This window comes from Brevundimonas sp. 01N35 (assembly GCF_056399785.1).
Map to the genome: position 1 here is coordinate 260,136 of NZ_JBFTRZ010000002.1, position 23,065 is coordinate 283,200.

19 protein-coding genes are annotated in these 23,065 nt (G+C 68.6%); 7 read left to right on the forward strand and 12 right to left on the reverse strand.

Annotation, left to right across the window (positions count from 1 at the left end):
• Nucleotides 1-4 precede the first annotated feature (4 nt).
• Together AC1DJ5_RS02905 and AC1DJ5_RS02910 are read right to left on the reverse strand one after the other, a co-directional pair.
• A complete protein-coding gene (locus AC1DJ5_RS02905) occupies nt 5-964 on the reverse strand; it encodes a DMT family transporter (protein WP_441453280.1) in 960 nt (319 codons plus the stop codon).
• The gene (locus AC1DJ5_RS02910) at nt 961-2,100 is read right to left on the reverse strand and encodes an anhydro-N-acetylmuramic acid kinase (protein ID WP_477019625.1); all 1,140 of its coding nucleotides are present in this window, start codon (nt 2,098-2,100) and stop codon (nt 961-963) included. Before AC1DJ5_RS02910 ends, AC1DJ5_RS02905 begins: the two co-directional genes overlap by 4 nt.
• Before the next feature lie 183 nt (nt 2,101-2,283).
• On the opposite strand from AC1DJ5_RS02910, the gene tyrS reads away from it, so the two are divergent.
• The 3 genes from tyrS (at nt 2,284) to AC1DJ5_RS02925 (ending at nt 4,807) form a co-directional block, all read left to right on the forward strand.
• Nucleotides 2,284-3,540, forward strand: a complete 1,257-nt coding sequence (gene tyrS / locus AC1DJ5_RS02915) for a tyrosine--tRNA ligase (protein ID WP_477019626.1) — start codon at nt 2,284-2,286, stop codon at nt 3,538-3,540.
• Between the two features lie 136 nt (nt 3,541-3,676).
• Nucleotides 3,677-4,144, forward strand: coding sequence for a peroxiredoxin (locus tag AC1DJ5_RS02920; protein WP_477019627.1), 468 nt, complete (start codon nt 3,677-3,679; stop codon nt 4,142-4,144).
• Between the two features lie 114 nt (nt 4,145-4,258).
• Nucleotides 4,259-4,807, forward strand: coding sequence for a bactofilin family protein (locus AC1DJ5_RS02925; protein WP_441453272.1), 549 nt, complete (start codon nt 4,259-4,261; stop codon nt 4,805-4,807).
• Between the two features lie 53 nt (nt 4,808-4,860).
• On the opposite strand, the gene prfB is transcribed toward AC1DJ5_RS02925, so the two are convergent.
• The 4 genes from prfB to dapA all read right to left on the reverse strand — a co-directional run bounded on the left by prfB (nt 4,861) and on the right by dapA (nt 9,962).
• Nucleotides 4,861-5,977, reverse strand: a protein-coding gene (gene prfB / locus AC1DJ5_RS02930; protein ID WP_441453271.1) for a peptide chain release factor 2 whose coding sequence is annotated in 2 segments (ribosomal slippage) — nt 4,861-5,907 and nt 5,909-5,977 — 1,116 coding nt in all. Because the reading frame shifts where the segments join, the coding sequence is not laid out codon by codon here.
• Nucleotides 5,978-6,105: 128 nt separating this feature from the next.
• Nucleotides 6,106-8,490, reverse strand: a complete 2,385-nt coding sequence (locus AC1DJ5_RS02935; RefSeq protein WP_477019684.1) for a penicillin-binding protein 1A — start codon at nt 8,488-8,490, stop codon at nt 6,106-6,108.
• A gap of 120 nt (nt 8,491-8,610) precedes the next feature.
• A complete protein-coding gene (smpB, locus tag AC1DJ5_RS02940) occupies nt 8,611-9,078 on the reverse strand; it encodes an SsrA-binding protein SmpB (RefSeq protein WP_331033467.1) in 468 nt (155 codons plus the stop codon).
• Nucleotides 9,078-9,962, reverse strand: a complete 885-nt coding sequence (dapA, locus tag AC1DJ5_RS02945) for a 4-hydroxy-tetrahydrodipicolinate synthase (RefSeq protein WP_477019628.1) — start codon at nt 9,960-9,962, stop codon at nt 9,078-9,080. Before dapA ends, smpB begins: the two co-directional genes overlap by 1 nt.
• A gap of 116 nt (nt 9,963-10,078) precedes the next feature.
• On the opposite strand from dapA, the gene AC1DJ5_RS02950 reads away from it, so the two are divergent.
• Nucleotides 10,079-12,106, forward strand: coding sequence for a lytic transglycosylase domain-containing protein (locus AC1DJ5_RS02950; RefSeq protein ID WP_477019629.1), 2,028 nt, complete (start codon nt 10,079-10,081; stop codon nt 12,104-12,106).
• 447 nt (nt 12,107-12,553) lie between these two features.
• Here AC1DJ5_RS02950 and AC1DJ5_RS02955 read toward each other — a convergent pair whose 3' ends face one another.
• From AC1DJ5_RS02955 to AC1DJ5_RS02970, 4 genes are read right to left on the reverse strand one after another with little or no spacing between them, the layout of a single operon-like run.
• Nucleotides 12,554-13,321 (reverse strand): ABC transporter ATP-binding protein, encoded by a 768-nt coding sequence (locus tag AC1DJ5_RS02955; RefSeq protein WP_441453265.1) that lies wholly within the window; start codon nt 13,319-13,321, stop codon nt 12,554-12,556.
• The gene (locus AC1DJ5_RS02960) at nt 13,318-14,295 is read right to left on the reverse strand and encodes a FecCD family ABC transporter permease (protein WP_477019630.1); all 978 of its coding nucleotides are present in this window, start codon (nt 14,293-14,295) and stop codon (nt 13,318-13,320) included. Before AC1DJ5_RS02960 ends, AC1DJ5_RS02955 begins: the two co-directional genes overlap by 4 nt.
• 8 nt (nt 14,296-14,303) lie before the next feature.
• Nucleotides 14,304-15,098: an ABC transporter substrate-binding protein gene (locus tag AC1DJ5_RS02965; protein WP_477019631.1), complete on the reverse strand. Its 795-nt coding sequence runs from the start codon at nt 15,096-15,098 to the stop codon at nt 14,304-14,306.
• Entirely contained in the window at nt 15,095-15,727 is a 633-nt protein-coding gene (locus AC1DJ5_RS02970) for a TetR/AcrR family transcriptional regulator (RefSeq protein WP_477019632.1), read from the reverse strand. Before AC1DJ5_RS02970 ends, AC1DJ5_RS02965 begins: the two co-directional genes overlap by 4 nt.
• Before the next feature lie 122 nt (nt 15,728-15,849).
• On the opposite strand from AC1DJ5_RS02970, the gene AC1DJ5_RS02975 reads away from it, so the two are divergent.
• The 3 genes from AC1DJ5_RS02975 to AC1DJ5_RS02985 are packed head-to-tail and all read left to right on the forward strand — an operon-like array spanning nt 15,850 to nt 18,981.
• Nucleotides 15,850-17,256 carry a glycosyltransferase family 2 protein gene (locus tag AC1DJ5_RS02975; protein WP_477019633.1) on the forward strand — a complete coding sequence of 469 codons (1,407 nt, stop codon included), beginning with the start codon at nt 15,850-15,852 and terminating at the stop codon, nt 17,254-17,256.
• 16 nt (nt 17,257-17,272) lie between these two features.
• On the forward strand, nt 17,273-18,169 hold the full coding sequence (locus tag AC1DJ5_RS02980; protein WP_441453256.1) for an RsmD family RNA methyltransferase: 897 nt from the start codon (nt 17,273-17,275) through the stop codon (nt 18,167-18,169).
• Complete coding sequence (locus AC1DJ5_RS02985) at nt 18,169-18,981, forward strand: TrmH family RNA methyltransferase (RefSeq protein ID WP_441453254.1); 813 nt, start codon at nt 18,169-18,171, stop codon at nt 18,979-18,981. Before AC1DJ5_RS02980 ends, AC1DJ5_RS02985 begins: the two co-directional genes overlap by 1 nt.
• Nucleotides 18,982-19,122: 141 nt before the next feature.
• On the opposite strand, the gene AC1DJ5_RS02990 is transcribed toward AC1DJ5_RS02985, so the two are convergent.
• Together AC1DJ5_RS02990 and hrpB are read right to left on the reverse strand one after the other, a co-directional pair.
• On the reverse strand, nt 19,123-20,412 hold the full coding sequence (locus AC1DJ5_RS02990) for an MFS transporter (protein ID WP_477019634.1): 1,290 nt from the start codon (nt 20,410-20,412) through the stop codon (nt 19,123-19,125).
• A gap of 63 nt (nt 20,413-20,475) precedes the next feature.
• Nucleotides 20,476-22,926 carry an ATP-dependent helicase HrpB gene (gene hrpB / locus AC1DJ5_RS02995; RefSeq protein ID WP_477019635.1) on the reverse strand — a complete coding sequence of 817 codons (2,451 nt, stop codon included), beginning with the start codon at nt 22,924-22,926 and terminating at the stop codon, nt 20,476-20,478.
• Nucleotides 22,927-23,065: the final 139 nt, after the last annotated feature.

Here is a 23,065-nt window from a genome sequence, read left to right on the forward strand (position 1 = left end):
GACCCTAGTGATCGCCTTCCGCCGCCGCGACGGCCGCCGGACGGTGCGCGCGCACGCACCAGACCACGCTGACGACCATCAGGATCATGGCGACGACCTCGATCACCGTCGGCCCGCGGCCCTCCCACAGGAAGCCGTAGAGGAAGGCGAACAGGGTCTCGGACACGATCATCTGACCCAGCATGGTCAGGGGCAGCAGGCGGCTGGCCTGGTTCCAGAAGGCGTTGCCGATGATGGAGGCGAAGATGGCGACGCCGATGCTGACCCCGATCAGCCGCATCCAAGCCTCGCCCGACCAGACGCCCATGGTCAGGACCGCAGGGACCGCCAGCAGCAGGGCGAACCCGCCCGTCACCACCCCGGTCAACAGGGACCAGTCGTGCGGTGAAACCTCGGGCAGCCGCCCCATCCAGCGGCTGTTGCCGACCGCGAAGGCCGACCAGGACAGCAGGGCCGCCAAGGCGCAGGCCAGGCCGATCAGGGTCTGAACGCCGTCATGGCCCGCGCCCCCGCCCTGGCTCAGCGATTCCCAGCCGATCAGGCCGACCGCCAAGGCCGCGACCCCAATGGGCGGCGCCACGCGCGACAGCGGCGGCGAGTCCTTGTCCTTCAGGCCCCACAGGGCGACCACGACCGGCACCATGCCGACGATCAGAGCCGAGGCCCCGACGCCCGCGAAATGGACGCCGACCACCAGGAAGACGAAATAGACGATGTTCCCGGTCAGGCTCAGCCAGGCCAGCGCCCGCCAGGCCTTCCAGTCCAGCGCCGCCGTCACGCGGCGCCAGCGCGGCGCGATCAGCAGGGCCGCGATCAGGCCATAGGCCAGGTAGCGCCCCGCCGTCAGCATCATCGGCGAGGCCTCGGGCGCGACCTTGGGCGCCAGGAAGACCAGCCCCCACAGGGCCCCGGCCGCCACGCCGCTGGCGACGCCCCAGAACCGCTGGGATTGGGCCAGACTCACTGTTCGCCGGGCTCTACGATACGGCCGCCGGTCATCGGCTCGGCCACGCCCGTCGTGCCGGGGAAGCTGATCGGCAGGCCCAGCAGGCAGCGCGCGGCCAGGAAGGCGAAGGCCTCGGCCTCGATCGAGTCGCCGCGCCAGCCCTCCTCCTCCGCGGTCGTGACCGGCACGCCCGCGCGCTCGCGGATCGCCGCCAGCAGCACCGGATTATGCCGTCCGCCGCCGCAGGCCACGACCTTGGTCGGCCGCTCCGAGCAACGCGCCACGCCCAGCGCCGCCGCCTCGGCCGCAAACGCCGTCAGCGTCGCCGCGGCGTCTTCCAGCGACAGGTGCGCCGTGGCGTCCAGCGAGAAATCGAACCGGTCCAGCGACTTCGGCCCCGTCGCGGCGAAATAAGGATGGGCCAGATAGGCGTCCAGCACGGCCTGATCCACGGTCCCCGCCGCCGCCAGCCTGCCGTCTTCATCCATCCGCTTCTTGCCGCGCGACTGAACCAGCAGGTCGACCATGCCGTTGGCCGGGCCGGTGTCGAAGGCCTCCAGCCCACCATCGGCTCGGATCAGGGTGATGTTGCCGACCCCGCCCAGGTTCAGCACGGCGACCGGCCCGCTCAGGCCCGACTTGCGCACCAGGGCCGCGTGATAGACCGGGGCCAGCGGCGCCCCCTGCCCGCCCGCCGCCACGTCCGCGCTGCGGAAATCATAGGCCGCGCGCACGCCCAGCCCCTCGGCCACGCTCAGGGCGTCGATCAACTGCACCGTCCGGCCCGGCAAGTCCGGCGTCGGCGCCTCGTGCAGCACGGTCTGGCCGTGCACGCCGACCAGATCCAGCCCGCTGGCCTTGACCCCATTGACCGCCATGAAGCTGAGCGCCGCCGCCAAATGGGCGTCGGCCACCGCCATGCGGGCGTCCTCGAAGCTGTCCGGCTCTTCCTCGTCGCGTTCCCAGTCCAGGGCGTCCTCGATGGCGTCCTCGACGATGGCGCGCGTCTCGGCGTCCAGCTTCATCTCGCCGGCGGGGCCGAAGCTGATGATGTTCTCGCCATCGGTTTCGATCACCGCCATGTCCACGGCGTCGAGCGAGGTGCCGGTCATGAAGCCGAGCACGCGGAGGGTCTTTGTCGGAGAGGTCGTCATGGGCGGGTTGACTGCCACGTCAGGCGCGCCGTAGCTAGCGCCCATGATCGCCGTTCGCGCCCTTTCCGGCCTGTATTACCGCCCGCTGAGCTAACGAGCGGCCGCGATCTCGTGCCGCCTTCGCTGGCGGCGCGGCTTCCCGAAAGGAAGACGGCCGCCGGCATCCCTGCTACGGAGCCGTCCATGACCGACCAAGCTTTCAAGTCCGACTTCCTCAAGACCCTGCAATCGCGCGGCTATATCCACCAGGTGACCCACCCGGTGGAGTTGGACGAGGCCGCCTCCACGGGAATCGTGACGGCCTATATCGGCTTCGACGCCACGGCCCCGTCCCTGCATGTCGGCAGCCTGATCCAGATCATGATGCTGCGCCGTCTGCAGCAGGCCGGGCACAAGCCCATCGTCCTGATGGGCGGCGGCACCACCAAGGTCGGCGATCCGACCGGCAAGGACGCCTCGCGCCCGCAACTCACCGACGAGACGATCCAGGCCAACATCGCCTCGATCAAGACCGTGTTCGAGAAGTTCCTGACCTTCGGCGACGGCCCGTCCGACGCCGTCATGGTCGACAACGACGTCTGGCTGTCCAAGTTCGGCTACGTCGAGTTCCTGCGCGACTTCGGCACGCATTTCACCATCAATCGGATGCTGAGCTTCGACTCGGTCAAGCTGCGCCTCGAGCGCGAGCAGCCGATGACCTTCCTCGAATTCAACTACATGCTGATGCAGTCGGTGGACTTCTTGGAACTGAACCGCTCGCTGAACGTGACGCTGCAGATGGGCGGCTCGGACCAGTGGGGCAACATCACCTCGGGCGTCGATCTGGTGCGCCGCGTGGACCAGAAGGCCTCGTTCGGCCTGACCACGCCGCTGCTGACCACGGCCTCGGGCGGAAAGATGGGCAAGACGGCCCAGGGCGCGGTCTGGCTGAACGCCGAGCAACTCAGCCCCTATGACTACTGGCAGTTCTGGCGCAACGCCGAGGACGCCGACGTCGGCCGTTTCATGCGCCTGTTCACCGACCTGCCGCTGGACCAGATCGCGCTTTACGAAGCCATGGAAGGCGCGGGCATCAACGAGGCCAAGAAGGCCCTGGCCGACGCCGCGACCTCGATGCTGCACGGCTCGGACGCCGCCCACGCCGCCCGCGCCGCCGCCGAGGCCGCCTTCGAGAAGGGCCAGTTGTCGGCCGACCTGCCGACGGTCGAACTGCCGCGCGACGAGGTGATCGGCGCCATGATCGCCGCCGTCGTCACCAAGGCCGGTCTCAGCACCTCCAACGGCGAGGCCCGTCGCCTGGCCCAGGGCGGCGGTCTGCGCCTCAACGACGAAGCCATCGCTGACGGCGCCCGCCTGATCGAGGCCTCGGACGTCAACGCCGATGGCGTGCTGAAACTGGCTGCCGGCAAGAAGAAGATCGTCCTGGTCCGCCCCATCTAACCCGCTCATCCCGGCGGACGCCGGGATCCAGTGCTTTGGCTTCAACCGCAGCAGTTGGTTCGCTGCAAATCACTCAACCGGCGCCGCCGAGGCTCTCACTGGGTCCCGACGTCCGCCGGGATGAGCGGAGATTGAGATGACCGACATCACCGAAGGCCAAGCCGCCCCCGCGTTCGACCTGTCCACCGACGGCGACGGCGGCGTCACCCTCGACGGGCTGAAAGGTAAGTCGGTCGTCCTCTACTTCTACCCCAAGGCCGACACCCCCGGCTGCACGACCGAGGGCCTGGACTTCTCGGCCCTGGCCGACCCGTTCGCCGCCGCCAACGCCGTCGTCATCGGCGTCTCGCGCGACGCGGTGAAGAAGCTGGATCGCTTCATGGCCAAGCACGACCTCAAGGTGGTGCTCGGCTCGGACGAGGACGGCCTGGTCTGCGAGGCCTACGGCACGTGGGTGCAGAAGAAGCTCTACGGCCGCGAGTACATGGGCGTCGAACGCGCCACCTTCCTGATCGACGGGGCCGGCGTGGTTCGCCGCGTCTGGCGCAGCGTCAAGGTCAAGGGACACGCCGAACAGGTGCTGGAAGCGGTCAAGGCGCTCTGATCAACGAATGCTCTGTGGCCAAGCTTGCCTCTCTCGCCAACCTGACCCTAACTGCCGCCCAAGGGGCTATGAGTAGGATTAGGCCGGCCTTGCTGGCGAGATGCGGAGAGCACCATGTTCAACAAGAGCAAGCCTTTCGACAATAACCCGTCCAGCGGATTGGGCATCCCGCCTGCGCCGGAGCCCACGCCTTCGGCGGCCCCCGCTGCGGCGCCGCGCCCGCCTGAAGCCGCCCGTCCGGCGTCGCGGTCGTCCAGCCTGTCGACCCTGTCGGCCGGCGTGAAATACGAAGGCAATATCTCGGGGGCCGGCGAACTTCAGGTCGACGGCTCGCTGAAGGGCGACATCCGCGTCGTCCGCGTCACCATCGGCGAAGGCGGCTCGGTCGAGGGCACGGTCCACGCCGACGTGCTGGACGTGCGCGGCCGTGTCTCGGGCGCCATCGTCGCCAAACAGGTCAAGCTGTTCGCCACCGCCCGCATCGAGGGCGACATCACCCAGGAGCAGCTGTCGATCGAACAGGGCGCCTGGTTCCAGGGCCGCTGCACCCAGGCCAAGCGCGACACGCCCGGCGCCAACATGCTGGAAACGCCGACGACAGCTGAAAAGCCCGGTGCCGCTAACGCCAAGACCGACAAGGTCGAGACCAAACCCGCCGCCTGATCCGGGCGGCACGCCAAATGAAAAGGGGCGGCCCGCCTGGGCCGCCCCTTTTTTTAGGTCGCGTCGCGGGTCTCGCCGACCCGGGCCGCCAGGGCCGCGCCCATGAACGGATCAAGGTCGCCGTCCAGGACCCCTTGCGTATCCGAGGTCTCGACCTCGGTGCGCAGGTCCTTGACCATCTGATACGGCTGCAGAACGTAGGATCGGATCTGGTGGCCCCAGCCGATGTCGGTCTTGGCGTCGGCCAAAGCCTGAGCCGCCGCTTCACGCTTCTGCAGTTCCAGTTCGTACAGACGCGCCCGCAGCATCTTCCACGCCTGTTCGCGGTTCTGGTGCTGCGAACGACCGGCCTGGCAGGCCACGACCGTGTTGGTCGGAACGTGGGTCAGACGCACGGCCGAGTCCGTCTTGTTGATGTGCTGACCGCCCGCGCCGGACGCGCGATAGGTGTCGGTGCGCACGTCGGACGGGTTGATGTCGATCTCGATCGTATCGTCCACGACCGGCGAGACGCCGATGGAGGCGAACGAGGTGTGCCGCTTGGCCGCCGCGTCATAGGGGCTGATGCGGACCAGACGGTGCACGCCCGATTCCGACTTCAGCCAGCCGTAGGCGTTGGGACCCGAAATCAGGATGGTGGCCGACTTGACCCCCGCCTGTTCGCCCTCTTCGTAGGCCTCGATCGTGACTTCGTAGCCGTGGGCCTTGGCCCAGCGCGAATACATGCGCAGCAACATGCCGGCCCAGTCGTTGGACTCGGTGCCGCCGGCGCCGGAATTCACTTCCAGATAGGCGTCGTTGCCGTCGGCCTCGCCGGACAGCAGGGCCTCCAGTTCGGCGCGGGCCGCACGATCCTTGACGCCGCGCAATTGCTCGCGGGCCTCCTCAAGGGTGGCGTCGTCGCCTTCCTCGTCGGCCATCTCGGCCAGCATGACGCCGTCTTCCAGACCGCTCTCCAGCGCACGAACGCTGTTGATCTGAGCTTCAAGACGCGAGCGATCGCGGCTGACAGCCTGGGCCTGTTCCGGGTTGTCCCACAGGGTCGGATCTTCGACCCGAGCGTTCAGCTCATCCAGTTTTCGAAGCGCGACATCCCAGTCAAAGACGCCTCCTGAGCAGAGCGACGCTCTGCTCGATGTCGGCCTTCATGGCCTCGACATCCGGTCTCATCGCAATCTCCTGCGAATAACGACTCTCCCCTCAAGCAGGCCCGCGCCGCGCGCGGGTCGATAGGGGAAAGACAATGGAAACGGCGCGCCTGCGGACAGGCGCGCCGAATGATGGGCCTAACTAGAGCCTCAGTAGAGTCCGCTCAAGTCCTCGGCCGGCGGCTTCTTCGGCGGCGGAGGCGCGACGGCTGCGGGCGCGGCGGCTGACGGGGCCTGTGCAGCCTCCTGCTCGCGGCGGACCACGTCATTATAACTCTGCGGTCCTTCCGGCTGGACGGGACGCGGCGCTTCCTCGCGGATCTGACGTTCGGTGCCCGGACGGAAGGCCTCCTCGATGCCGTTGACCGTGCGGAAGACGGCGTTCTTGGGCCGCACGAAGGGCCGCGCCGGACGTTCCTTCAACGCGACCTGCATGAAGTCGGTGAAGATCGGCACGGCGGTCGCCGCCCCGGCCTCGCCGCCGCCCAGCGAGCGGTTGTCATCAAAGCCGACGAAGACGCCGACCACGATGTCGCTGGAGAAGCCGACGAACCAGGCCGAGCGATACTCGTTGGTCGTGCCGGTCTTGCCGCCGACCCACGGCCCCAGGCTGCGCGCCCCGGCGCCGGTGCCGCGCTGGATCACGCCCTCCAATATGGAGCTCATCTGATAGGCGGTGATCGGGTCGATGACCTGCACGCCGCGCTCCGGCAGGCGCGGCGATTCCTGGCCGCTGAAGCCCCGGCTGCAGTCGCGGCACTGGCGACGGTCGGCCCGGTGGATGGTCTGGCCGTTCCGGTCCTGCACCATCTCGATCAGATAGGGATCGATCCTGCGCCCGCCGTTGACGAAGGCGGCATAGGCGGCGGTGATGCGATAAGGCGTCGTCTCCCCTGCCCCCAGCGACATGGCCAGGTTCGGCGACATATCGTCCACCACGCCCATCTTCTTGGACAGATCGACGACGTTCTTCATGCCGACCGCCTGGGCCAGACGCACGGTCATGACGTTGCGCGACAACTCCAGTCCGCGACGCAGGGTCTGCGGACCATAATACTGGCGGCTGTAGTTCTCGGGCGTCCACCGGCCGCCGTTGGCGCCGCCGGCGAAGCTGATCGGCGCATCCAGCACGATCGACGCTGGGGTGAAATCGCCCTCCAGCGCCGCGGCATAGACGAAGGGCTTGTAGGCCGAACCCGGTTGCCGCTTGGCCTGGGTCGCGCGGTTGAAGCTCGACAGGGCGTAGGAATAACCGCCGACCATCGCCAGCACCCGACCCGACTGCGGCTCGATGGCCACCAGGGCGCCGTTCACGGCCGGCACCTGTTTCAGGGCGAACTGGCCGCCCTGCGGCTCGACGAAGATCAGGTCGCCGCGCTTCAGCGGGCGGTTGGCGTTGGCCCAGGCGGCGTCGGAGACGATCATCGACCCTGTGCGGTCGTCCCGGGCCGTGCGGACGCGGACGTTGTTGCCGACGACGCTTTCGACGGCGGCCGCCTGCCAGGTCCGGCGCTCGGGCGGGGTCGCCTTCCTCAGGGCGGCGGCCTGCCAACCCTCGGCGAAATCGGTCGTGCCCCAGGCGCCGCGCCAGCCGTGACGGCGGTCATAGCGTTCCAGCCCGTTCATCAGGGCGTCGCGCGCGGCGGACTGCAGCTTGGGGTCCAGCGTCGTGCGCATATAGTAGCCGCCGCGGTTGACCTCTTCCTGACCGAACAGAACGATGGCGCGACGGCGGGCCTCCTCGACGAAGAAGTCGGCGTCGGCGTATTCGGCGCGACGCGGGGCGGAGCGGGTGTTCAGCGGACGGGCCAGAGCGGTCGCCAGTTCTTCGTGCGACAGCCACTTGTTGTCGGCCATCTCGCCCAGAACCCAGTCACGTCGGCCCTTGGCGGCGTCGGGATAGCGTTTCGGATTGTAGTTGTTCGGCCCCTTGGGCAGGGCCGCCAGGAAGGCCGCCTCGTCCGGCGTCAGTTGGTTCAGCGACTTGCCGAAATAGTTGTAGGCCGCCGAAGCCACGCCATAGGAGCGATAGCCCAGGTAGATTTCGTTCAGATACAGCTCAAGGATCTGTTCCTTGGTCAGGGTCGCTTCCAGACGGCTGGAAAGGATCGCCTCCTTCAGCTTGCGGTTCAGGCTGGATTCGTTGGTCAGCAGGACGTTCTTCGCCACCTGCTGGGTGATGGTCGAGCCCCCCTCCAGGCGTCGTCCCGACAGGACGTTGAACACGTTCTTGAACATGGCCCGGCCGATGCCGGACACGTCGATGCCGCCGTGCTGGAAGAAATGGCTGTCCTCGGCCGCCAGGAAGGCGTGGATCACCTGCTCCGGCACCTGGTCATAGGTGACATAGATGCGGCGCTCGTCCGAGAACTCGCCGATCAGCGTGCCGTCGCCAGCGAAGACCCGCGTGGCCGTCGCCGGACGGTAGTCGGCCAGCTCGGACGCGTCCGGCATGTCATGCAGCACCCAGGCCGCATAGATGGCCACGACCAGCCCGGCCACGGCGATGGCGCCAAGCAAGGCGACGCCCGCCATCACGAACCAGCGTTCGGCTATCTTCACCGTGAACTCCGCAAGACGCGCCCCATGAATTGTCGTTTATCGCGCGTCGGTCCCGCCGCAAAGCGGAACCGTCCTTGATGTCCGCCCCCGGCCCTAGCCCTTGTCGCGCATCAGGCGAGCCTTGTCGCGCTGCCAATCGCGTTCGGCCGAGGCCTCGCGCTTGTCGTGCAGCTTCTTGCCCTTGGCCAGGGCGATCTCGAGCTTGGCCTTGCCCTTTTCGTTCAGATACAGCCGCACCGGGATAATCGTGCGTCCGTCGCGCTGGACGGCGCCGATCAGCTTGTCGATCTGCTTGCGGTGCAGCAGCAGCTTCCGGTGACGACGCGGCTCGTGGTTGAACCGGTTGGCCTGTTTGTAGGGCGGGATGTCCGAGTTGATCAGAACGATCTCGCGCCCCTCCACCGCCGCGTAGCTTTCGGCGATATTGGCCCGCCCGTCGCGCAGCGCCTTGATCTCGGTGCCCAGCAACTGGATCCCGGCCTCGATATAGTCCTCGAGGAAATAGTCGAAGCGCGCGCGCCGGTTCTCGGCGATCACCTTCTTGGGCGCGTCAGCAGCCATCAGGCGACCCCGGCCTCCACCATGGCCCGGTCGATGTGCGGTTTGACCGCATCGCGGGTCAACGACAGCGGCAGGCGGACTTCCTCGCTGCACAAGCCCAGCTTGGCCAGGGCGTACTTGGCCGGCGACGGCGAGTTGTCGAGGAAGAGCGCCTTGTGCAGGTTGATCAGACGGTCCTGCCAGGTCCGCGCCGTGGCGAAGTCGCCGGCGGCGACCGCCTCATACATGGCGACCATGGCTTCGGGCGCGACGTTCGAGGTGACCGAGATCACGCCCACGCCGCCGCTGGCGGCATAGCCCAGCCAGCTGGCGTCATCCCCGCTGATCAGGTCAAAGCGCCCGCTGATGTTGGCGCGCATCCAGCTGACCCGCGAGATGTCGCTGGTGGCGTCCTTGATGCCGACGATATTCGGATTGTTCGCCAGGTGCGCAACCGCTTCGTTCGACAGATCGACGCCGCAACGGCTGGGGACGTTGTACAGCAGCATGGGGATCTGCACGGCGTCAGAGATCGCCTCGAAGTGGGCGATCATGCCTTCCTGAGACGGCTTGTTGTAATAGGGCGTCACCACCAGGGTCGCATCCGCGCCGACCTGCTTGGCGAAGGCTGACAGCTCGATCGCCTCATGCGTAGCGTTCGATCCGGCGCCGGCGATCACACGAACGCGACCCGCAGCGACTTTCACGCACTGCTCGATGACGCGCTTGTGCTCGTCCATGTGCAGGGTGGCGCTTTCCCCGGTCGTACCGACGGGGACGACGCCATGGACGCCAGCAGCGATCTGGCGTTCCAGGAGTTTTTCAAATGCCCCTTCGTCCACGTTTCCGTCACGAAGAGGTGTGATCAAGGCGGTGATCACGCCCTTGAACAAGGGGGCGGTCATTGGAACAAGATACCTGCGCGGAGTTTCGGGCGGCCCGCCGCCCTTTTGAAGAGGCAGGGAGCGTAGGTTGCTCGCCGCTCGGCCGCAACCAGTGATGAATGAGGATCGGACATCTGATGATCGCGACGACCGTGGCCGCCGCCCTGGCGATTCTGACTCCACCGGCCCAGGACGTGCTGAACAGCGCGCCTGCGCCCTATGCCTCCAGCCAGAACGGGATCCTCAGCAGCCAGGACATGACCCTGTTCCAGCAAGGTCTGACGTCGGCCCGCGCCCGCGACGTGATCGGCACGCAATCCATCATGAGCCGCATTTCCGACCCCACGGCCAGGAAATTGGTCGAATGGGCGCTGGTCGACACCTCGGACCGACAGCTTTCCTTCACCGATCTGGCCCGGGCACAGACCGACCTCGCCAACTGGCCCCGCGGCGATTCGCGCCGGGCGGCGGGCGAACGGGCGCTGGGCGCAGCCAACGCCTCGCCTGACACGGTCATCGCCTTCTTCAGCGGCTCCGCTCCGACGACGGCCGACGGCGCCATAGCCCTGGCCGCCGCTCTGGAGCAGAAGGGCCAGCGTCGCGAGGCCCAGGACCTGATCCGCGACTGGTGGCGCAACCGTTCCTTCGAGGAAGCCCAGCAGTCCCGTATCGCCAATCGCTGGAGCGGCTGGCTGACGACCGAGGATCACGTCGCCCGCCTGAACATGCTGCTGCTTGGCCCGCACGGTCCGGCGACCCGCGCCATGGTCCCCCTGGTTCCGGCCGACCGTCAGGCGATCGCCAACGCCGTTCTCGCCCTGCGCACCGCCTATTCGCCCGACGCCATCGTCGCCGGCCTGACCCAGGCCCAGGCCAACGACCCGGCCGTGGTGCTGGAGCGCGTGCGCCTGCTGCGCTCGGCGGGTCGCCAGGCCGAGGCCTTCCCCCTGCTGGCCGCCCTGCCCGCCGCGCCGGCGCACAAGGAAGGCCAGGACACGCTGTGGAGCGAGCGCCGCAACTACTTCCTCGACGCCCTGCAACAGGGCAACCCGCGCGCCGCCTACGCCGCCATGAACGGTCACGGCTTCCCCTCGGGCGAGCGCAAGGTCGACGCCGAGTTCTTCGCCGGCTGGGTCGCCCTGACCAAGCTGAACGATCCGGCCGCCGCCGCCCAACACTTCGAGGTCCTGCGCAACAGCTCCTCGACCCCGATCACCCAAGGCCGCGCCCTCTACTGGCTGGGTCGCGCCGCGGAGGCGCGCGGCGACCGCGCCGGAGCCCAGCGCCTGTACAAGGCCGGCGCCGAACACTGGCAGACCTTCTATGGCCAGTTGGCCGCCGAGAAGGCCGGGGTCACCACCCTGACCCTGCCGGGCGAACCCGCCCCCACGCCCGAAGACGTCAACCGTTTCGAGGGCAACGAGGTCGTCCGCGCTGCGCGCATCCTGGGCGCGGCGGGTGAAAACACCCTGCTGCGGGTCTTCGCCTACCATCTGGACGACACCCTGCCCGCCTACGACCTGACCCAGGTGTTCGACCTGATGCAGGGCTATGGCGACCAGTTCGGCTCCATGATGGTCGGCCGCGCCGCCAGCCAGCGCGGCTTCGTCATGCCCGAGCGCATGTATCCGCTACGGATGCCGCCCGCGGTTTCGGGCGCCGCCCCGCCGGAGTTCACCCTGGCCATCACCCGCCAGGAATCCAGCTTCGACCCTCTGGCTCGCTCCGGAGCCGACGCGCGCGGCATGATGCAGCTTCTGCCCGCGACGGGTCAGGGCGTGGCGCGCCGCATGGGCCTCGGCTTCTCGGCCGAGCAACTGTGGGACCCGGACGCCAACATGAAGCTGGGCAGCTATCACCTGGGCGAACTGATCAACAACTTCGGCGGTTCGCCTCTGCTGGCCACCGTCGGTTACAACGCCGGTCCGGCGCGTCCGCCGCAATGGGTGGCGCGCTGCGGCGATCCGCGCAGCCAGCAGGTCGACCCCATCGACTTCATCGAATGCGCCCCCTTCACGGAGACGCGCAACTACATGATGCGGGTGATGGAAAACATGCAGGTCTATCGCGCCCGGCTGAACGGCGGCTCGGCGCCCCTCACCCCTTCGGCCGACCTGGCGCGCGGCACGCCGCCCTCCAGCGGCCCCCGCGCCTATCAGCCGTAAACGCGCGCGCGTCGCCCTTCCCGAATTCCGGGAGGGGCGACAGCCATGTTTTTATCTTCAGCAGACCCGACCCAACCCCGACGGGCGTTCCAGCGCCGTTTCCAGCCTTCAGCGCGCCGCGCTCCAAAACCGGACTAGGATCGCCTTCCCGGTCTTTGACATCACTGCGCACGCCTCATGACGTTGCCCTCATCCCCCACGCTGGCGTCACCCCCAAGCCGAGCGATGCCGTCATCTCCCTCAACGCCGTCACGTTCCCCTTCATGCCGTCATCCTCGGGCTTGACCCGAGGATCCAGCGCAGCGGCGCGCTCGTCCTAAAAAAGGTCGCGCAGGCAGAGGACCCGATCCTCGGGTCAAGCCCGAGGATGACGGCGGAACGAAACCGCCCGCCCATTGCACCAATTGCACTGTTTTTTTTCGCTGCACCGTGCAATCCGGCCGCTTCTCAACCGCCGGTCGAAAGCCTCCGCGCCGCCAGCAACGGCCCGTCCATCCCCTCGACCCAGACCCCGTCCAGGTGGAAGGCCGACCGCAGCACACCCGACGACAGAGCCTCGACCGGCGCCGCGTCGGCGACCACCCGCCCGGCGTCCAGCACCACCACCCGGTCCGCAATTCGCGCCGCCAGCGTCAGGTCATGCAGGCTGACCAGCACCCCGCCGCCCGCATCGGCCCGCGCCCGCAACCGTTCCAGCACCAGCAGTTGCGCATCCGGATCCAGCCCGGCGATGGGCTCATCCGCCAGCAACAGCGGCGCCTGAACCACCAGCGCTCGCGCCAGCAGCACCCGCGCCCGCTCGCCGCCCGACATCTCGGCCACGCCGCGCTCTGCCAGATAACCGGCCCCGACCTCGTTCAGCGCCGTCCGCGCGCGCTCCAGCGCCGCATCCCCCGCCAGGAAGGGCGCGCCCAGCGCCGCCACCTCGACGGCCGGCAGGTTCCAGGCGATATGCCGTTCCTGCGGCAGATAGGCGACCCGCGCACCGCGTTCCCGCTCGGAGAGACGGTGCACGTCTTCCCCGCCCAGCTTTGCGGCGCCGCCGTGCAGAGGCATCAACCCCAGCGCCGCGCGAATGGCGCTCGACTTGCCGGCTCCGTTCGGCCCGCACAGCGCCACCAGTTCGCCCGACGCGACCGACAGGCTGACCCCGTCCAACACGGTGGCCGCGCCCATGCGCGCAAGGACGCCGTCCAGTTCCAGCAAGACGCTCACAGCCGCCACTCCCGCGCCGCGCGCCAGGCGATCAGGGCGAACAGAGGTGCCCCGACCAGGGCCGTGAACACGCCCAGCTTCAACTCCTGATCGGTCGGGACCAGCCGCGCCGCCAGATCGGCCAGCACCAGCATCAGCCCGCCCGCCAGCGCCGAGGGCAGCAGCAGCCGCCCCGGATCGCCGCGCACGGCGGCTCGCACCAGATGCGGCGCCGCCAGGCCGACGAAGCCGATCACGCCCGCGACGGCCACCGCCGCCCCCGCCGCCACCGCCGAGGCGATCAGGGCCAGCACCCGCATCCGCCCCATCGACAGGCCCGACGCCCGCGCCGCCTCCTCGCCCAGGGTCAGCATCCGCAAGCCCGGCGATGCGCCCGCCGCCAGTACGGCAGCGACCGCCAAGGCCGGAGCCACCCAGGCCACGTCGATCCAGCTCCGGTTCTGCACCGAACCCAGCAGCCAGTTCATCACCTCGGCCGAGGCGATCGGCGACGGCGACAGGTTGAAGATCAGGGCCGTCAGCGCCCCGGCAAAGCTCGACAGCGCCACCCCGAACAGGATCAGCGCCTCGGGCGCCCGCACCCTGGCCGCGATGGCTGTCAGCAGCACGCCTGCCAGCGCCGCCCCGATCAGGGCCGCGCCCTCGACCAGTCCGGGAATGGCCGCAGCCCCCAGCACGATGGCCCCCGCCGCCCCCAGCGCCGCCGTCGCCGACACGCCCAGCACGCCGGGGTCAGCCAGCGGGTTCCTCAGCAGACCTTGCAGCACCGCCCCCGCCAGACCCAGCGCCGCCCCGACCATCAGGGCGCAGACCGCGCGCGGGGCCCGCACCTGCCACAGGACCTCGCCGGGCCCGGAGGACGGATCGGCCAGGGCTTGCGCATATTGCGCCGACGTCAGCGCCGTCTCGCCGAACACCACCGCCCCGACCAGGGCCAGCAGGATCGCCGCCCCCAGCCCCAAATTCAGGCTCATATGTCTGGTCATCGCGCCGCCTCCGCCAGCAGGGCCGCGGCGTCGGCGGCGAACCAGGCCGGGCAGCTCAACGCCGAGGCCGGCAAATCCGCCACCGTCCGCCCCTGCGCCGCGCGCTGCACCACCGGATGCCGCCCCGGCCCGCGCCAATCCGCTCGCCATTGCTGGAAAAAGCCGCGGACGAACAGGGCCGGCGGCGTCAGTGCGATCTTCTCGATCCCCAGCGGCTGATAGCCCGGCCCGCTGACGCCGTTGCGGAACCCCGCCGCCTTCAGGATGGAATCGATCAGAGACCCCGAGCCGGTCGTATAGCCGCCCGGCGTGACATAGACGGCCTCCCGCCCGCGTCCCGCGCCCGCCGCCTGGGCCAGCCGACGGTCCATGTGGGCGATCAGCGCCGCGCCGCGCGCGTCCTGCCCCAGTCCGCGCGACACGTTGGCCAGGTTCTCGCGGACCCCGGCCATGTCGGTCGCGTCATTGATGGCCAGCACCCGCGTCCCTCGCTTCTCCAGCCCAGCCAGCAGGCGCGGCTCGCCGCCCCAATAGCGGACCACGACGTCGGGCTGAAAGCCGATGGCCGCCTCCAGCGTCGGGCGAACCCGAGGCCGTCCTCGCGCCGCCTGACGCATCCATGAATCCGGGTCGTCCGCCCGCGACGACAACGCCAGCGTCGCCTCGGGCGCCAGGGCCAGGACATACTGATCCGCGCACTGATCCAGCGACAGCACCCTCAGCGGACGCGCCTCGGCCACGCCTGGCCATAGAAGGACAAGCGCCAGAAGGGCGCCGCGCGCGCGCGTCACGGTCGGAGCAGCCCCGCGAACAGGGCGTCCAACTGGATGCGGACCAGTTCGTCCCGGTCCACCCAGTCGAAGTAGGGCTTGGTGATCATCAGCGACACGATCCCATGTCCGCTGGCCCAGATCACCTGAGCGATGGCTCGGGGATCGCCCTGCATCCGGCCCGAGGCCACCGCCTCCTCGACCACTGACATGAAGGATCGGAACAGTTCGAACCCTGTCTCCTGCGCCACCGTTTCCGCGCCTTCGCGCGCCTCGACCGGTCGGGTCAGATAGGTCAGCCGATAGGCGTTCGGGTTGTCGAAGCCGAAGCGGACATAGCCTTCGATCATCCGCCGCAGCCGCACCTCGGCCGGCGCCGGCTCCGTCGTGATCCCCTCATGGGTCGCAATCAGCGTCTCGAAAGCGCCGCGACAAATCTCGTGCAGAATCGCGGCCTTGTCAGGGAAATGCATATAGAGGGCGGTCGACGACAGGCCGACTTCATCCGCGATCTTGCGGATCGTCGCACCCTCATAGCCATGCTCGACAAAGATGCGTTCCGCCACGGCCAGGATCTCCGCACGACGCGCATGGCCTTCGCCCTTGGGCTTGCGAGCGGATCGAGGCGTGGGGAGCGATGAACCGGGCAATCCAGACTCCATGGCTAGGACCGAGCCTGAATAGCCGCAATGCCTGAGTCCGCCAATCACTTGCCCTCAAAGAACAACGATATTAAAAAACAGGGTTTGCAACGGGCCGGGGGGCTTCTCGTATGCACGGCGCACTGCCCAGGAAGAAGCGCGACCAGACGGCGTCCACCGCGCGGATCACCGTCAGTAGCTTGCAGTTCCTTGTCTTGGCCGGACTGGCGTCGGCGCTTGCCATCAGCCTCCTTCTGCCGCTCCATGTCGCGCCTCTGGCCCTGACGGGCGTCCAACTCGGCTTTCTGACGGTCTCCGGGTGGCGGCTTGTGACTCTGGTGACGCGCCGTCCCCCGGCACGCGACGATCCTGAACCGACCGCGTGGCCGCGCTACACTGTCATAGCGGCCCTCTATGACGAAGCCGCCGTCCTGCCCCAACTGATCGAGCGGCTGGGCCAGCTCGACTATCCCGCCGACCGGCTGGAAGGCTTTCTCGCGCTGGAAGCCGACGACAACGCTACCATCGCCGCCGCCCTGAACACGGATCGCCCCGATTGGCTGAAGGTCCTGATCGTCCCGCCCGGCTCGCCGAAGACCAAGCCCCGCGCGCTGAACTACGCCCTGTCCCTGGCCCAAGGCGATCTGGTGACCATCTATGACGCCGAGGACGACCCCGATCCCCTCCAGCTCAAGGAGGCGGCCGCCCGCTTTGTCGCCGAGGGTGAGGACTTGGTCTGTCTGCAGGCGCCGCTCCGCATCCGGCGTCGGGACAAGCGAAACGACGCCTCTCCTTTCCTCGACGCGCAGTTCGCGGCGGAATATGCGGCGCTCTTTGAGGTCACTCTGCCGGCCATGGCGGCGCTGGGTCTTCCGTTTCCGCTGGGCGGCACAAGCAACCACTTCCGCGCCGGCGCTCTCCGCGCGCTGGGCGGTTGGGACGCGTGGAACGTGACGGAGGACGCCGACCTCGGCTTCCGAATCTGGCGATCGGGAGGGCGTCTCGGGGTGCTGGAACGCCCCACATACGAAACACCGCCCGGCGCCCTGCGGCTTTGGCTGCCTCAACGCACCCGCTGGCTCAAAGGCCATCTTCAGACCCTGGCCGTTCATACCCGCAGTCTTGGCGGCATGGGATGGCGCGGCTGGTCGGCCTTGGCTCTGACCCTGGGCGCCGGCGTCGCATCCGCCGCGATTCACGCGGCGTGCATCGCCTGGATCGGCGCCGTCGCGCTGACCTCCATCGTTTGCGGCAAGTTGCCGCCAGCGCCGCCTCTGGGAATGAGCGTCCTCGTCGCCGGCGTCGCCACGGCCTGGCTGGCCAAGCTGGCGGGAGCGCGACGTGCGGGCGTCCGCTTCGGACTGAAGGAGATGGCGGCAGCTCCCGCCTACTGGTGCCTGCTCAGCCTGGCCTTCGTGCACGCCCTGTTCCGACTGGTGATAGAGCCGCACCGATGGGACAAGACCCCGCACACGCCCGACCTTGCGTCGGATCGCGACATGGAACCCGTCGCCGACGCTGGACGAGCAGCCGCCTGAGCGCCTATCAGCCCACATGGCTCCGGTTCTCTCTTCTTCGCCCGAAACCCTCATCACCCGAGGATGGTCCGACTATGCGCTGCTGGACAGCGGTCATGGTCGCAAGCTGGAGCGGTATGGCCGCTACACCGTCGTCCGGCCCGAGCCGCAGTGCTTCTGGGCGCCGCGCGATCCGGCAGCGTTCGAGCGCGCCAACGCCGTCTTCGATCCGCAGCAGGAAGAAGAGGACGCCGGCCGCTGGCGCTTTGACGCCCACGGTCCCATCGACGCCTTCCCGCTGAAATGGCGCGACGTGCGCTTCACCGGCCGTTTCACCCCCTTCCGCCACCTGGCCTTCTTCCCCGAGCAGGCGGCGAACTGGGAGTGGATGGATGCGCGCATCCGCACCCTGAAGCAGCCCAAGATCCTGAACCTGTTCGGCTACACCGGCGTGGCCAGCCTGGCCGCCGCCGCCGCCGGCGCTCACGTGACCCACGTCGACGCCTCCAAGAAGTCCGTGGCTTATGCGCGCGAGAACGCCGAAGCGTCAGGCCTTGCAGATCAGCCTATCCGCTGGATCGTCGAAGACGCCCGCAAGTTCGTGGCCCGCGAAGTTCGTCGTGGCTCGAAGTACGACGGCATCATTCTGGACCCTCCCAAATACGGTCGCGGCGCCAACGGCGAAGTCTGGCGCCTGTTCGAGGACATGCCGGCCCTGCTCAAGGACTGCGCCGCCCTTCTATCGGATGACGCCTCCTTCCTGCTGCTGAACGCCTACGCCGCACGGGTATCGGGCCTGTCGCTGGCGCACATGATGGCCGAGGCGACGCATGATCGCGGCGGGCGCATCGACTGGGGCGAACTGGCCCTGTCGGAAGACGGCCCGGACGCTCGCGCTATCGGCCTGTCGTTCTTCGCCCGCTGGAGCGCCTGATGTACGAGCGCGTCATCACCTCCCTGACCAACGACACGATCAAGTCGGTCCGCGCCCTGCACATGCGCAAGGAACGCGACCTGACCGGTCGTTTTCTGGCCGAGGGTCTCAAGTTCATCGGTGAAGCCCTGGATCAGGGCCGCGCCCCGGTCATGCTGCTGGTCGGCGAAGAGGCCCGGCCTCACCCCCTGCTGGACCGCGCCAAGGCCGAGACCATCAAGGCCGGCGGCCAGATCATCGTCGTCACCCACGCCATCCTCGAAAAGATCAGCCGTCGCGACAATCCGCAGACCGTGCTGGGCGTGTTCGAGCAGGTCTATACGCCGCTGGACGCCATCCAGCCCGACGCCAAGCCCTGCTGGGTGGCGCTGGAGCAGGTGCGTGATCCGGGCAACCTCGGCACCATCATCCGCACGGCGGATTCCGCCGGCTGCGGCGGCGTCATTCTTATAGGCGACTGCGTTGATCCCTTCTCGGTCGAGGCCGTGCGCGCCACCATGGGCTCGGTCTTCGCCGTCACCATCAGCCGCGCGACCAAGGAAGAGTTCCTGGCCTGGCGCGCCAAATGGCCGGGCAGCGTCATCGGCACGCGCCTGGACGCCCAGCACGGCTATCGCGACAGCCCCGTGCGCCATCCGGCTCTGATCATGATGGGCAACGAACAGGCCGGGCTGACCGACGACCTGGCCGCCGCCTGCGACCTGAACGTCAAGATCCCCATGCGCGGCCGGGCCGACAGCCTGAACCTGGCCATCGCCACCGGCATCATGGTCTATGCCGTGACCGACGCGGCCTACGGCACGGACATCTAGGCGATCATTCCAGTCGTCATCCTCGGCCCTGTGCCGAGGATCCAGAAACACATCGCTTTATGGTGAACCTCGACGCCTGACATCGCCGACGTCGAGGTTATGGACCCTCGGCACAGGGCCGAGGGTGACGGCCAGAGGTTCTTACGCCTCGCCTTCCGTCCTGATCCGCCTCATGCCCAGCAGGGCCAGAATGGTCAGGCCAGCGGCGACGGCCAGGTAGGCGCCCACGGCCTGCAAGCCGTAGTGACCGGCCAGCCAGGTCGCCGCAAACGGCGCCAACGACGCGCCCAGAATCCCCGCCAGATTAAAGGTCATCGACGCCCCGGTGTAGCGCACCGCCGTCGGGAAGGGCCGGGCCAGTGCGGCTCCCAACGGACCATAGGTGCAGCCCATCAGGCTGAAACCGATGATGAAGAAGGCCACCACGCCGGCCAGCCCGCCACTCCCGAACAGGGGCGCCAGCACCAGACCGAACAGGGCGATAGCGACCGAGGTCGCCAGCAGGGTCCGCCCCTGCCCCCAACGATCCGCCGCCAGCGCCGACAGCGGGATGAACAGGCCGAAGAAGCAGACCCCCAGCAACTGGATCGGCAGGAACTGCTCGCGGCTATAGCCCATCGCCGTCGTGCCCCAGCCCAGGGCGAAGACCGTCATCAGATAAAACAGGACGAAGGTCGCCATCCCGGCCAGCGTCCCCGTCAGCAGGGCGAACTTGTGCCGCGCCAGCAGGGTCAGGATCGGCGTTTCGACCCGCTCGGACTTGTCGATGGCCTTCTTGAACTCGGGCGTCTCGGTGATGCGCAACCGCACCCACAGGCCGACGAAGACCAGCAACGAACTGGCGATGAAGGGAATGCGCCAGCCCCAGCCCAGGAACTGTTCGTTCGACAGCGTCGCCGTCAGGATGATGAAGGACAGGGTCGCTAGGATGAAGCCGATCGGCGCGCCCAGTTGCGGGAACATGCCGAACCAGGCCTTCTTGCCCGGAGGCGCGTTCTCGGTCGCCAGCAGCACCGCTCCGCCCCATTCACCGCCCAGACCCAGCCCCTGCCCGAACCGGCACAGAGCCAGCAGCAGAGGCGCGATCACACCGACGGAATGCCAGGTCGGCAGCACGCCGATCGCCACCGTCGACAGCCCCATAGTCATCAGGGCCGCGACCAGCGTCGCCTTGCGCCCCATCTTGTCGCCGAAATGGCCGAACACGACCGCCCCGACCGGCCGCGCGAAGAAGGCGATGGAGAAGGTGGCGAAGGAGGCCAGCATCGCCGTCGTCGCATCCTGCCCCGGAAAAAACAGGGCCGGAAACACCAGCACCGCCGCCGTGGCGTAGATGTAAAAGTCAAAGAACTCGATCGTAGTGCCGATCAGGCTGGCGAACAGAATTCTCCGCTTGGAGGCGGAAGGCGGTAAGAGTGCAGCGTCGGCCACGCGAAATCCTTGCATTGCTGCAAGGTCATTGCGGTGCGCCGCCACCTGCCGTCAAGCCGAGCGTCAGGTCCCGCGCGGCTTGACCCGGTTGGTGGGCGAGGCGTTGGCGGGGTCGTCCGGCCAGGGATGGCGCGGATACCGCCCCCGCATCTCACTGCGCACCGCCGCCCAGGATCCGATCCAGAAGCCCGGCAGGTCCTTGGTCACCTGCACCGGCCGCCGCGCGGGCGACAGCAGGCTGAGCGTCAACGGAACCCGCCCGCCGCCGACCGTCGGATGCGCCTTCACCCCGAACAGTTCCTGCACCCGAATTTCGACCCGCGGCCCGCCCTCGGCGGCGTAGTCGATGGAGGCCGATCCCAGCGGCGTGGTCAGACGCGGCGGGGCCAGGTCGTCCAGCTTGCGCTGCAAATCCCAGGGGATCAGGCCGCGCAGGGCCTCGGCCAGCTTGCTGTCGCCGATATCGCCCAGCGACCGCGCCCCATCCAGCAGCGGCCACAGCCAGTCCTCGCGCAGCGCCAGCAGGCCGTCGTCCGACACATCCGGCCACGTCGCATCCAGCCCCCGCAGGAAGGCCAGCCGCGCCCGCAGCGCCCCCGCCTGCTCGCCCCAGTTCAGGGCCTTCAACCCGCCCGCCTCGACTTCTGATTTCAGCGCCGCCGTCATGGTGGCCCGATCCGGCGCGCCGACGACCTTCTCGTCCAGCACCAGAGCGCCGATCCGGCGAATGCGGCGGATCACCGGCTTGCCCGAAGGCTCGCGCGCCAGCCGGTCCTCGACCTCGATCCGGTGCGCCAGATCGGCCTCCAGCGTCGTCGCGTCCAGCGCCGCCGCCAGCCGGATGCGGTCGCGAGCGTCTCCCCCGCCCAGTTCCGCCACCGCCAGCCAGGGCTCGCGCGCCATATGCTCGCTCGGATCAAGAAAGGCCCCGCGCCCGGAGGCCAGCAGCACCTCGCCCGGCTTGCCGCGCGCCCGCGCGATCCGTTCGGGGAAGGCTTCCGCCAGCAGCAGGCCCGCGTCCGCCTCGCCGCCGCGCCCGCCGCCCGCCGCCCGCGCCCAGCGCTCGGCCAGCTTCATCGCATCACGCGCACGCGGCGAACGATCCCGCTCCAGCCCCTTCAATCGGTCGTGCAGATCAACGGCGTTCCCGCCCAGCCCCGGTTCGCTCAGCACCGCCGCGATCCTCGCCCCGCCCAGGGCGTCGTCCTGATCCGAGGCGACGGCGACCATGTGCGCCAGTCGCGGCGGCAGCGGAATCCGCGTCAGCCGCCGTCCGTGCGCCGTCAGATCGCCCTTGGCGTCCAGCGCCCCCAGCCGGGTCAGCACCTTCCTCGCCTCGGCCATCGCCCCGGCGGGCGGAGGGTCCAGCAGGGCCAGCCCATCGACCGATTTCGCGCCCCAACGCGCCAGATCAAGCGCGAAGCCCGTCAGGTCGGCTTCCTGAATTTCAGGCCGCTGATGCGGGACCAAGCCCCGCGTCTGTTCCTCGTCCCACAGGCGGTAGCAGACGCCCGGCTCGACACGACCGGCGCGCCCTCGCCTCTGCTCCGCCGACGACCGGCTGACCTTGACCGTCGCCAGCCGGGTCAAGCCGCTGGACGGCTCGAAGCGGGGCACCCGCGACAGGCCGCCGTCAATCACCACCCGCACGCCCTCGATGGTCAGGCTGGTTTCCGCCACCGAGGTCGCCAGCACCACCTTGCGCCGCCCCGGCGGCGCCGGTTCGATGGCCCGGTCCTGCTCGCCCTTGTCCAGCGCGCCATACAGGGCGACCACATCGACGGATGGATCGCGCAACCGTTCGTTCAGTCGCTGAACCGTTCGGTGAATCTCGCCCTGCCCCGGCAGGAAGACCAGCACCGACCCCGCCTGCTCGCCCAGCGCCAGCATGACCGCGCGCGCCACGGCGTCCTCGAATCGCTCTGCGGCGTTTCGGCCCAGATAGAGGGTCTCGACCGGGAACATCCGCCCCTCGGCCTCGATCACCGGCGCCCATTCTCCAGATGGATTGGCCAAGAGCTTCGACACCCCCGCGATGTCGAGCGTGGCCGACATGACCAGCAGCCGCAGATCGTCGCGCAGCACCGACTGGCTCTCGCGCGCCAGGGCCAGCCCCAGATCGGCGTCCAGACTGCGTTCGTGGAATTCGTCGAACAGGACCGCGCCGACGCCTTCCAGCCCTGGATCGTCGAGAATCATCCGGGTGAAGACGCCCTCGGTGATGACTTCGATGCGCGTCTCGGGGCCGACGCGGCTTTGCAGCCGGGTGCGATAGCCGACCGTTCCGCCCGCCTTTTGGCTCAGGGTCGTCGCCATCCGGTCCGCCGCCGCCCGCGCCGCCAGTCGGCGCGGCTCCAGCACCAGGATTTTGCGGTCCCCCAGCCAGGGCTGATCCAGCAGGGCCAAAGGCACGATCGTGGTCTTGCCCGCCCCAGGCGGGGCGGCCAGCACGACCGCGTTGGTCGCGGCCAGGGCCGCTTTCAGCGGCTCCAGTACGGCGTGAATCGGCAGCATCGCATGGGCCTTAGCCGCAACGCCCCGGGTCACGAAAGCGTCGTCTTCGCTTCATCGTTCGGAAACCGCGTTGCGCGCGGCCTCATCCATGGGTAGCGTCCGCGCCCAAGAAGGCAGCCCGGGGAGGGCCTGCCGAGTA